The sequence below is a fragment of the Rhodococcus kronopolitis genome (assembly GCF_042654025.1).
Taxonomy (GTDB): domain Bacteria; phylum Actinomycetota; class Actinomycetes; order Mycobacteriales; family Mycobacteriaceae; genus Rhodococcus_G; species Rhodococcus_G kronopolitis.
Window position 1 is genome coordinate 504,019 of sequence record NZ_JBHSFO010000004.1, and the last position, 11,609, is coordinate 515,627.

The window sequence follows — 11,609 nt, forward strand, 5'->3', positions numbered from 1 at the left end:
ATCGCTAGGGAGGAGACACTTCGGGCACCGTTCAACGCGGGTACCAATCTAGTCCTCGCAGGTCAGGTTCGCGCGTCGAGAACCAGGGTCCGGACTACGCCCCGTAGCCCATCGCCCGCAGCATCGAGAGCATCTCGGCCCGGGTCGGGGCGTCGAGACGGCGCCGGATCCGCGCCACGTGATGCTCGACGGTCTTCGCGGAGATGAACAGCCGAGCGCCGATGTCCCGGTACGTCAATCCCGTCACCAGCAGCTGCGCCACGTCGGACTCGCGCTCGGTGAGGCCGCTGCCGAGCACCGACGGGGCGCCGCCCGCGGGGGTCGCGGTCTCGACCGGTGCCGCGACACCGGGACGCAGGGACCGCGCGACCTGGAGCAACGTCGTGGCGGAGGCGGTGTCGGCGGCGCGCAGTGCGGCCTCACCGGCCAGCCGGGCGCCGTCCCAGGGCAGGCCGATCCCGGCCAGCGTCCGGGCGGCGTGTTCCACCTCGCCGGCATCGGTCTCGCCCTGCAGCACCCGAAGCCAGGCCCGCCCGGCGCGAGCCAGTCCGGCGGCGTAGTGACTGGTCTCGGCGGCGACGCCGAGAGCGTGCGCGTGCGGCAGCAGGTCCGCGGGGGTCTCGGTGAGGATGGCCGCCTGCACCCCGTACCAGTGCAGCGGCGATCCCCACAGCGCCGGTTCGCCGAGCGCGGTCAGCAGGTCCCGTGCCTGGTCGACCAGGTGGGTGACGCGGTGCAGTTCCGCCAGCCGGGCCGCGGCCAGCCAGAGCTCGCCCAGCGGCAGCAGGCTGAACAGGTCCACGCAGTGCTCGGCGACCACGCCCTGGGCCCGGTCCCAGGACTGCCGCAGCGCGCCGACGTCGCCGGTGCGCCGGGCCAGGCCCACCCGCAGGGCCGCCGCGAACAGGGAGTCGCGCGGGGACATCTCCGTGTCGGACATCGAATTCATTTGCTGCGCAGCGGTGTCGAGTTCGCCGCGGGTCATCGACGCCCAGGTCAGCAGTAGCAGGTGCCGGGTCCGGTTCACATCGTCGGTGCCGCCGTCGAGCGCGCGGGTCAGGACGGTCCGGGCCCGCTCGAGTTCGCCGCAGTGCAGGGCCGCCAGTGCGGTCGTTGCGGCCCCGGTGTCCGGGAGCAGGACGGTACGAGCGGCGTTGGCGCCGAGCGACAGTGCTCGGGTGAGGGTGTTCAGTGCGACCGCGGACGGCCCGTCCAGCGACTGCCGAAGCCCTTCGGCCAGCAGTGCCGCCGCGGCGGCGCCGGAGGTCGGCGGCACGGCGCTGGGCGGGGCCGGGTTCGGCTGGGGGACTCCGGTTCCGTTGTCGGACAGCGCGACACCCGCCATGGCGGATGCCGCATCCGGACGGCCGGTGGCGAGCAGCACCATCGAGGCGACCGTCGAGTCGGCGCCGGCGCGGGCCGGGCCGAGCCACTCGTACAGGTCGGCGCTGCGGGTGAGCATGCCCTGGTGTGCGGCGACGCTCGCAGCGATCCGGACCGCCGCGCGCAGCTCCGAGGCGGACAGTTCGGCCGCCCGCTCGAGCCCGTCGTCGGCGAGGCGTACCGCGGTGTCGAGGTCGCCGCCGAGTGCCGCGGCCTCCGCTCGGCGCAGTGCGAGCGTGGACTCCGCGGCGCCGGCGCGCACGGCCTGTCCGTACAGTTCGGCGGCGAGCCTGGGCGGAGCGAGTTCCGCTTGCCGGCACAGGAACTCGGCCAAGTCATGGTCGGTCACGCCGGCGTCGGCGAAGGCGCGCGCGGCGGCAAGGTCCAGCGTGCCGAGCGCGGTCCGGGTCCGCAGCGACTCGGCCTGCAGCCCGGCCGTCCGCTGGGCGCCGAGCAGCGACTGCAGCGGTTCGTGCGCGGAGCCGAGGAGGGCGCCCGACGGCAGCACCAGGCCGCAGCCGCGGGTGCGGTCCACCAGTTCGCGCGCGGACCCCGGGTCAAGCCCGAGTGTCCGGGCCAGCTCGACGGGGTCGAGTCCGGTGCCGGTGGTGGCCACGGCCAGGGCGGCGAGCAGGTCGGCGTCGAGCCCGCCCAGCGTCTCGCGATGGCACTGCGACACCGCCGCCGTGACGGCACGCTCGGCGCCGTCACGGTTCGGTCCGCCCTGCCGGAGGGCGTCGAGTGCGGCGTCGACGCACCGCGGCAGGCCGCCGGTGACTCGGTGCAGCAGGGCGACGAGCGGCGTCGGAAGTGACACGCCCAGAGTCAGTTCCGCGCGCTGTGCGATCTCGCGAGGGGACAGGTGGCCCAGGGCGACCGTGCCGCCGAGCGCGGTGGACAGCGCCCGCAGGGAGTCGTTGGCGGGACGCGGTTCGGTGGCGACGACCAGCGTGACGTCCGGGCGGGCCGCGATGTCGGCGAGCAGGGCCAGGTGCTGCGGCGCGAGCAGGTGCGCATCGTCTACCAGCACCACCGCGCCGGGCGCAGGCGCCGCATCGGGCAGGCCGGTGGTCGGGCCCGCGGCCACCTCCCGGACCGCCGCGAGCAGCGCCGACTTCCCGGTGCCGGACGCGCCGCGCACCAGCCGGTGCGGATGCCCGCCACGCACTTCGCCGAGCAACGCCCGGGCACTCGCCGAGGCGGGCACGGACGGGCCGAACCGACCGGCCGTCAGCACCTGCACCTCGGTTCTCATCTGGTCTGGACCTACTGTCCGGTGACTGCGCCGAGGAGGCCGCCGACGCCCTGGCCGACACCGCCGAGGACGTTGCCGACACCCTGGCCGACACCGCCCACGACGGCGCCGAGACCCTGGCCGACGCCGGTGGCCGCATCGCCCACCGCCTGGCCGGCGCCGTTCCCGCCGCCACCTGAGGGCGGCCGGGGAGCAGGAGCAGGGGCCGGAGCGGGTGCGGGTGCCGGGGCGGGCGCGGGGGCCGGTGCCGGGGCCGGGGCGGGTGCCGGGGCGGGAGCCGGTGCGGGCGCGACCGGGCGCGGGGCGGGAGCCGGAGCCCCCGGCGCTGCCGGAGGTCCCGCGTCGGCGGGTGCCGCACCGCCGCGGTCGGCGTTGCCGACCGGCGCGCTGTCGCCGGGTTGCGCTGACGGGGAATGGCTTCCGATGTTCGCGTTCGTCGCGGCGCCGGCGCGGCCGGCGGCCCCGCCGTCGCCGACGGGGACCGCGGCCGGGGTGCCGTCGGGGTTGAGGGCGGCCGCCACACCCGCCGTCGCGGCCGTGCGGGGCGTGCTGGTCGCCGGGACGGCGCTGTTCACCTGGGTCGGCGCGGGCGTCGGGTTGTTGAAGACGCCGGTGCCGAGCGACAGTCCGCCGGCCGTCAGCAGCGCGACCGCGGCGACTGCGGCACCGATCACCCCGGCCCGCTTGGAGGTGGACAGCCCGGCGACCGGTCCTCGGCGCGAGGCGGGTGCCGCGGAAATGCCTGTCGGGGGCGAGATGTGGGCCACGGTGGCGAGCGGCACCGTCATCGGGGCCGGGTCGTCGCCGGTGGTCGCGGCCGGTGCGGGTGCGGCCGCTGCGGCGACCGGAACCGCCGCCGCGGCGAGCGCGGTGCCCAGGATCGCCGCGCCCTTGGCGGCGGTGTGCCCCGGCTCGACGTCCGAGACCAGCGGCAGGCGCAGGTCCGCGGACAGCAGTTCGGCAACCAGCGGGATGGCCGCGCTGCCGCCGGTGAGCAGCACGGCGGACACGTCGGAGAGCTCGAGACCCGCGAGTCGCAACGCCTCACGGACGAGTTCCAGCGAGTCGGTGAGCGGCTCGCGGATCAGGTCCTCGAGCTCCTCGCGGACCAGTCGGACGTCGCGGTGGATGCCCGGCAGGTCGACACCGATCACCGTCTCGGTGTCCGCGGACAGCGACTCCTTGGCCCGTCGGCACCGCGTCCGGAGTTCGGCAAGCGCGGCGACCGCGGCCGGGTCCATCGGGTCGAGCCCGGTGAGGTCGTCGGCGACGGCGTCCATCAGGAAGCGCAGGGTCAGGTGGTCGAACTCGGCGCCCGAGACGTCCTCGGTGCGCAGCGGTCGGCCGAGAACCGAGGGGCGGTCACCGCCACCGACGACCGTCACGTCGAGGCAGGTGCCACCGAGGTCGTAGACGAGGACGGGGCCGTCGTCGACCGACGGTCGGTTTCGTCGCAGCCAGCCCACCGCCGCCACTGGCTCCGGGACCAGCGTGATCGCGGGCATTCCGGCCCGGTTGACGGCCCGGCGGAGCGCGTCCACCGGGTAGTCGTGCCAGACCGCGGGGTACGCGGCGACCACCGTCGGTGCGGTGTCGAGGTTGGCCGAGACGGCGCCTACGAGGCTGCGCATCGCCGCGGCGACCAGGTCCTCGCCGGTGTGCGTCGAGCCGTCCTCGGCGACCAGTGCGACGGGGTCGCCGACCCGCGTCGAGAATCCCGACACCGTCGACCCCGACGGTGCGGCCCCGCCGTCGGGCAGCACCAGCACGGGTGCCGACCCGTCGGCCGGCAGCGTCAGCGTCGAGCTGCCGGCGATGGTGGTGCCGCCGCCGGCGACAGTGGCGTCGTCGGTCGAGGCGACCGATCCGACGGAACCGACAGTGAGGCCGAGTCCTACCGACATCGTCATTCTCCTGTGCTCGCGAATGCGGTGAAATTTCAGTACCGCTGTCATTGCAACTGTCGTCCGAGAAGCCGGTTTCGTTACCGTTTTCGCGTCGGTATCCGCAGATGAGGGGCATTTCCCCTATAGGGGGGTGATCCCCTATGCCGCGGGCCCCGAGGGCCCATCCGAGACGGGGGGAGTTCACCCCGTTGGGCGCGCGGCCCGGGATCTCTAGCGTCGAAGTCACTGAACATGCGTGGGAGAGCCGCCACTTCTCGTGGCACGTCTGCAGACCCACACCGACCCTCAGGAGACCGACATGGCCACCAACGCGCTGCTCGACTTCATCCTCAGCCTTCTGCGCGACGACCAGGCCCGCGCCGAGTACTGCGCCAACCCGGATGCGGTGCTCACCGCGGCGGGCCTCGGCGACGTCTGCCAGGCCGACATCGCGGCCGTGGCGCCGATGGTCGCCGAGTCCGGACTCTTCGCCGGTGGCGGTGGCGCACTGACCAGCATCCTGGGCGCCGGCCTCGACTCGGCCGGCGCGGCCGGACTGGGCGCCGGCCTCGGCGGCGGTCTCGGTGCGGGCCTCGGCGGCGGGCTCGGTGCCGGTGCCGGTCTCGGCGGCGGCCTCGGACTGGGTGCCGGTGCCGGTCTGGGGCTCGGTGCCGGCCTCGGCGGCGGCGTCGGTGGTGGATTCGACTTCGGCGGCGAGCTGGGTGCGGCGCTGAGCGCCGCGCTCGGCGCCGCCCTGGAAATCGGTGGCCAGATCGGCGCCGACCTGGGTGCGGCGCTTGGTGCGGGCCTCGGCCTCGGCGGTGGCTTGGACCTGAGCGGAATCGCGGGCCTGGGCGGCGGCCTGGACCTGGACCTGGACCTGGCGCTCGGCGGTGCGCTCAGCACCGCACTCGGTGGCGCGCTCGGCGTGGGCGGCGAGGTGGTCACCGATCTCGGGTTGGCCCTGGGTGGGGCGCTCGGCGGCATCACCGACATCGACCTCGGTGGGCTCGTAGGCCTGGGCGGCGCACTGGACCTGAGTGCGGTCCTCGGTGCGGCCCTGGGGGTGGGCGGATCACTCGGCGCGGATCTCGGTGCGGCGCTGGGCGGGGTGCTCGGCGCGGCGGTCGATGCGGGTGGGTCGCTCGGTGCGGACCTCGCGGCGGCCCTCGGCGGTGGCCTGGACCTGGGCGCCGGACTCGGTGCGGCCCTGGGCGGTGTGCTCGGTCTCGGCGGCGAACTGAGCGGGACGCTCGGCGGCGCGCTGGACGCGGCACTCGGCGCAGGCGGGCTGCTGGGCGGGGACCTGTCCGGCCTGCTCGGCGGCGATCTCGTTGCCGGCCTCGGTGGTCTGCTCGGCGGCGATCTCGCGGGCGGTCTGACCGGCGACCTGAGTGCTGCCCTGAGCGCGGCGCTCGGCGGCGCCCTCGGTGCCGGTGGCAGCCTCGGCGCGGACCTCGGCGGCGCCCTCGGTGGCGTCCTCGGTGGGCTCGTGGACACGAATCTCGACCTGGACGCCGCGCTCGGACTCGGGCTCGGCGCCGACCTGGCCGGGGCGCTCGGTGGCGCCCTCGGCGTCGGCGGTGAGCTCACCGCGGGCCTGGGCGCCGCCCTCGACGCGGCGCTCGGTGCGGGTGGCCTGACCGACCTCGACCTCGGCGCGCTGCTCGGCGGCGGAGCGGACATCGGGGCGAGCTTGAGCACGGTTCTCGGCGGCGTGCTCGGCGCCGGCGGCAGCATTGGAACGGACCTCGGCGGCGCACTGGGCGGCGTGCTCGGTGGCGCCCTCGGCGCGGAGGGCAGCCTCGGTGGCGCGCTCGAGTCCGCGCTGGCCGGGGGGCTGGACCTCGGTGCCGCGCTCGGCGGGGTGCTCGACGGCGCGCTGAACCTCGACGGCGGCCTCGCCGGTGATCTGGGCGCCGCGCTCGGCGGTGCCCTGGACATCGGTGGCCTGACGGATCTCGACCTGGGCGCGCTGCTCGGCGGCGGCCTGGCCGGCGGCCTCGACGGCGGTCTGACCGGCGACCTGAGCGCGGCCCTCGGTGCGGCGCTCGGCCTCGGCGGCTCGGCAGGCGGTGAACTGGGAGCGGCCCTCGGCACCGCGCTCGACGGCGTGGTCGGCGGCGGACTGGACCTCGACGGGCTGCTCGACGCGGAGGGCGGGCTCGCCGGTGCGGTCAGCTCCGCGCTCGGTGGTGCGCTCGGCGTGGACGGCGGCCTCACCGCAGACCTCGGTGCCGCGCTCGAGGGCGCCCTGAACGTGGCGGACCTGGACCTCGGCGCAGGCGCCGGCCTGGGTGGGGTGCTCGAGAGCGCCTTCGGTGTGGGCGGCGAGATCGGCGCGAACCTCGGTGCCGCGCTCGGCGGTGTGCTCGGCGCGGGTCTCGGCGGCGAGGCGGCCGGTGGCGTCGACCTCGATGCCGGCCTGGGTCTCGGCCTCGGTGCCGCGCTCGGCGGCGCGCTCGGTGCCGGCGGCGACGTCGGTGCCTCGCTCGGAACCGCGCTCGAGTCGGCGCTCGGTGTCGGCGGGTCCGCGGCCGGCGCGCTGGACGGCGTGCTCGGTGCGAGCACCGGACTGGGCGGGCTGCTGGGCGTCGGAGGCGACGTCACCGGCGGCCTGACCGGTGGCGTGGACTCCGCGGTCTCCGGACTGGTCGGCGCTGGCGCGGGCGTCGGCGGGGACCTGACCTCGACGCTCGACGCCGCCGCAGGCGGTGGGTTGCAGGGTGTCGCGGACCTCGGCGGCAGCCTGGCCGGCGGCCTCGACACCGCGGCGGGCCTGGGTGCCGGTCTGACCACCGGCCTGACCGGTGGTGTCTCCGGCCTGGTCGATGCCGGTGCGGGTCTCGGAACCGACCTGTCCGGCACGGTGGACTCCGCGGTCGACGCCGGCGCCGGCCTCGGTGGCGCGGTCTCCGGGCTGGCCGGCGCGGGCGCGGGTCTCGACGGTGCGGTCTCCGGCCTCGCCGGTGCGGGCGCGGGGCTGGGCGGCGCGGTCTCCGGCCTCGCCGACGTCGGTGCCGGCCTGACCTCGGGCCTGGACGCGGTCGCGAACGTCGGCACCCATCTCGGCGGTGGGATCGGCGCCGGCGGTGCGGTCGGCGGCGACGCCGGTGCCGGTGGCGACGCGGGCCTGGTCGGTGGGCTCACCTCGGGCCTGCACGGCGCGACCTCCGCGGTGGGCACCGGCGTCGGCGACGTCGCGGGCGCCGTCGGCGGCAACGCCTGGTCCGGGCTCGACGCGTCGAACGCGTTCGGCAGCGAGACGGCAGTCGCCCACGACGCGACGGCCGTCGACAGCACGGGTCTGTTCGCCGGCGGAATCGGCGGCGGCACTGACAGCCTGTTCGGCGACCACGTCGACACGGTCGCCGAGGCGCACACCGACACCGTCGGCCAGGCGGATCCGCTGCACCCCTAGGCAGGGGAGAACCTGTAACGAAACCGGCCCCGCACCCGCTAAAGCGAGTGCGGGGCCGGTTCTTCGCGTAGAGAATTGTGGGTCGGGGTAATGCACAACGAATCTGGAACGGTCGGCGGTCCGCCGGCGCAGCAGCGTCCGACGGTCACTGCGGACCTGATCGGGCTGCTCGAACGGACCGGACGGGTCGCCGAGTCGGCCGACCGGGCCGACCTGGCCGAGCGCCTGGCCGCGGTCACCCGTCGGGTACTCGACCCGCGGATGCGCATCGTCGTGGTCGGCCCGCTCAAACAGGGCAAGAGCCAGCTGGTGAACTCACTGCTGAACCTGAACGTCTGCACCGTCGGCGACGACGAGACCACCGCGGTGCCGACCGTCGTGCAGCACGCCGACACCGCCTCCGCGGAACTGGTGCTGGCCGAGCCCGGCGCGGATCCCGTCCGGGTGCCGCTGCCCCTCGACGATCTCGGCCGCGTCACCCCGTCGACTCCGCTGGCCGGCGGCCGCGAAGTGCTCCGGGTCGAGGTCAACGTGCCAAGCGCACTGCTCGCGGACGGCCTGGTCCTGGTCGACACGCCCGGCGTCGGCGGGCACGGCAACCCGCATGCGGCCAGCACCCTGGGCCTGCTGCCCGCGGCCGACGCGGTGCTGGTGCTCTCCGATGCCAGCCAGGAGTTCACCGAACCGGAGCTCGCGTTCGTCCGCCAGGTCGTCGGGCTGTGTCCCGCGGTGGCCTGCCTGGTCAGCAAGACAGACCTGTACCCGCACTGGCGCGAGATCGTCGACGCCGACCGCGCGCACCTCGACCGCGAGGGCCTGTCGGTGCCGCTGATCCCGATCTCCTCGATGCTGCGCTCACACGCGCTGCGGCTGCAGGACAAGGAACTGAACGTCGAGTCGGGCTTCGCGGCGCTCTACGACTTCCTGCGCGAGCAGGTGGTCGCGCGGGGCGAGGAGACCACCCGTCGCGCGGTCACCCTGGACCTGCGCTCCGTGTCCGAACACCTCGCGTTGACGCTGGGCAGCGAGCTGGCCGCCCTTCGCGACCCGGCGAAGGGCGCGGCCGCGGTCGCGGAGTTGCAGCGGGCCAAGACCGCGGCCGAGGAGCTGCACAAGCGCACCTCGCTGTGGCAGCAGACCCTGTCCGACGGCGTCACCGACCTGGCCGCCGACATCGACCACGACCTGCGGGACCGGCTGCGGCGGGTGACCCGGGAGGCCGAGCAGTCCGTCGACGAGGGCGACCCCGGCAAGGACTGGGCGGAGCTGGGGGAGTGGCTCGAGCAGCAGGTGGCCACCTCGATCGGCGACAACTTCGTCTGGGCGCACGAGCGGGCGGTGTGGCTGGCGGAGGTCGTGGCCGGGCACTTCGCGGATTCGGGGGCGGTCGCGCTGCCGCACCTGGACGTCGCGGACCTGGACGGCGTCCTCGAGCCGGTCGGTTCGATCGCGGACCTCGAGTCCGGGCGGATCGGCATCACCCAGAAGGTGCTGGTGGGGATGCGCGGCTCCTACGGCGGCGTGCTGATGTTCGGCCTGATCACCACCCTGATGGGGATGGCGCTGGTGAACCCGATCTCCGTCGGCGCGGGCCTGTTGCTCGGCACCAAGGCGTACCGGGAGGACAAGGAGAGTCGCGTCCTCAAGCGTCGGAGCGAGGCGAAGGTCGCGATCCGGCGGTTCGTCGACGACGTCAGCTTCCAGATCGGCAAGGAGTCGAAGGACCGGCTGCGGCTGATCCAACGGCTGCTGCGTGACCACTTCACCGCGATCGCCGAGCAGACGCTGCGGTCGTTGAACGACTCGCTGCGCGCCGCGCAGGAGGCCGCGAACCTGGCCTCGACCGAGCGCTCCGAGCGGGCCGCGCAGCTCGAGGCGCAGCTGCGTGAGCTCGCGGCCGTGCGGGAGGCGGCCGCCCGGCTGGTCCCCGACGAGTCCTCCGCCCTCGCGGGCCCGGCCGCATGAGCGGCACCGCGCTGACCCGGGCTCGCGGGCTGATCGGGGCGGCACGCGAGGTGTACTCCGCCGAACCCGGTGCCCGCGCGCACCTCGACGAGTGCGCCCGACGGATCGACGAACCACTGCGGGTGGCACTGGCCGGCTCGCTCAAGGCGGGCAAGTCGACGCTGCTGAACTCGCTGGTCGGGCAGGACATCGCGCCCACCGACGCGACCGAGTGCACCCGCGTCGTCACCTGGTACCGCAGCGGCGCCACCCCCACCGTCACGGCCTGGTACGACGGCGGCCGCTCCGCGAACGTCCCGGTGCAGCGCCGCGACGGCAGTCTCAGCTTCGACCTCGGCGGGCTGACGGCGTCGGACGTGGACCGGCTGGACGTGGAGTGGCCGGCCCGGGCGCTGGAGCAGACGACGATCATCGACACCCCCGGCACCTCCTCGCTGTCGCGGGACGTCTCGGCCCGCACCCTGCGGATGCTGACGCCGGAGAACTCGGCGTCGGGCGCGGACGCGGTGGTCTACCTGCTGCGCACCCTGAATGCGACGGACGTGCAGTTCCTCGGACAGATCGGGGCGCACGTCGGCGGCGATTCCGGGCCGCTCGGCGTGGTCGGGGTGCTCTCCCGCGCCGACGAGGTCGGCGCCGGACGGCTCGAGGCGATGGAGTCGGCGCGGGACGTGGCGTCCCGGTTCGCGGCTGAGCTGGAACGGACCGGGCTGTGCCAGGGCGTGGTGCCGGTGGCGGGCCTGCTCGCGCTCGGCGCCCGGACCCTGCGCGAACGGGAGTACGAGGCGTTCCGGGCGTTGAGCGCCGCGCCGGCCGAGGACCTGCAGCTGGCGATGCTGTCGGCCGACCGTTTCGCACGGGCGGACAGCCCGCTGCCGGTGGACGCCGCCACCCGGGAGCAGCTGGCCCACCGGTTCGGCCTCTTCGGCATCCGGCTGGCGGTCACCCTGATCACGCTGGGCACCGTGGATTCGTCGGCGCTGGCTGCGGAGTTGGTCCAGCGCAGTGGACTGAACGAGTTGCGGCAGGTGATCGACGTGCAGTTCGGTCAGCGTGCGGACCAGCTCAAGGCGCACTCCGCGCTGCTGACCCTCGACCGGGTGCTCTCGCTCGACCCGGGTGCCGAGGCGGCGGGGTTGCGCGTCGAGACCAAGCGCGCACTGTCCGACGTGCACGGTTTCCAGGAGATCCGACTGCTCGGACGGCTGCGTTCCACCGGGACCTCACTGTCCGTCGAGGACGGGACCCGGCTGCAGCGGTTGATCGGCGGGTTCGGGATTGCCGACACCGCGCGTCTGGGTCTGCCGCCCGATGCCACGGTCGCCCAACAGCGGGACACGGCGTTGGGGGCGGTGCGGCACTGGCGTGCATGGTCGGGGCATCCGCTGGTCGATCAGTTCACGGCGAGGGCGTGCACGGTCGCCGCGCGGAGCGCGGAAGGCGTGCTGGCGCGGTTGAGCGGGAAATGACGCGGTTGCGCGGGAACTGACCCGCCCGGGGCGGGCAAACGCCGGCCCGAAACGGCGCTGTTGCGCCTCGCAGGCCTGCGACCAGGCGATTTGGTTATTTCTGATCCGGTCCCGTAACTTATGTCGAGTCAGAGCGACACGGACACCGACCCGGACCGAGAGGTACGGGACACGAGGTTGGACGTAAGAGCCTGGTAAATCCGAAGTCACACCATCATGTATGGTTGTGC

At 74.8% G+C, this 11,609-nt stretch carries 5 protein-coding genes; 3 read left to right on the forward strand and 2 right to left on the reverse strand.

Annotated features, from left to right (window positions below; all coding sequences use genetic code 11):
- Positions 1–94: 94 nt before the first annotated feature.
- Both ACFO6S_RS11235 and ACFO6S_RS11240 read right to left on the reverse strand, forming a co-directional pair.
- On the reverse strand, positions 95–2,638 hold the full coding sequence (locus tag ACFO6S_RS11235; RefSeq protein ID WP_378416896.1) for a LuxR C-terminal-related transcriptional regulator: 2,544 nt from the start codon (positions 2,636–2,638) through the stop codon (positions 95–97).
- An 11-nt stretch (positions 2,639–2,649) separates the two neighbouring features.
- Positions 2,650–4,542 carry an Hsp70 family protein gene (locus ACFO6S_RS11240; RefSeq protein ID WP_378416898.1) on the reverse strand — a complete coding sequence of 631 codons (1,893 nt, stop codon included), beginning with the start codon at positions 4,540–4,542 and terminating at the stop codon, positions 2,650–2,652.
- Between the two features lie 301 nt (positions 4,543–4,843).
- Here ACFO6S_RS11240 and ACFO6S_RS11245 point away from each other — a divergent pair, with 301 nt between their 5' ends.
- The 3 genes from ACFO6S_RS11245 (at position 4,844) to ACFO6S_RS11255 (ending at position 11,379) form a co-directional block, all read left to right on the forward strand.
- On the forward strand, positions 4,844–7,945 hold the full coding sequence (locus tag ACFO6S_RS11245) for an IniB N-terminal domain-containing protein (RefSeq protein ID WP_378416900.1): 3,102 nt from the start codon (positions 4,844–4,846) through the stop codon (positions 7,943–7,945).
- A gap of 90 nt (positions 7,946–8,035) precedes the next feature.
- A complete protein-coding gene (locus tag ACFO6S_RS11250; protein WP_378416901.1) occupies positions 8,036–9,910 on the forward strand; it encodes a dynamin family protein in 1,875 nt (624 codons plus the stop codon).
- Entirely contained in the window at positions 9,907–11,379 is a 1,473-nt protein-coding gene (locus tag ACFO6S_RS11255; protein ID WP_378416903.1) for a dynamin family protein, read from the forward strand. Before ACFO6S_RS11250 ends, ACFO6S_RS11255 begins: the two co-directional genes overlap by 4 nt.
- The last annotated feature ends 230 nt before the right edge of the window (positions 11,380–11,609 follow it).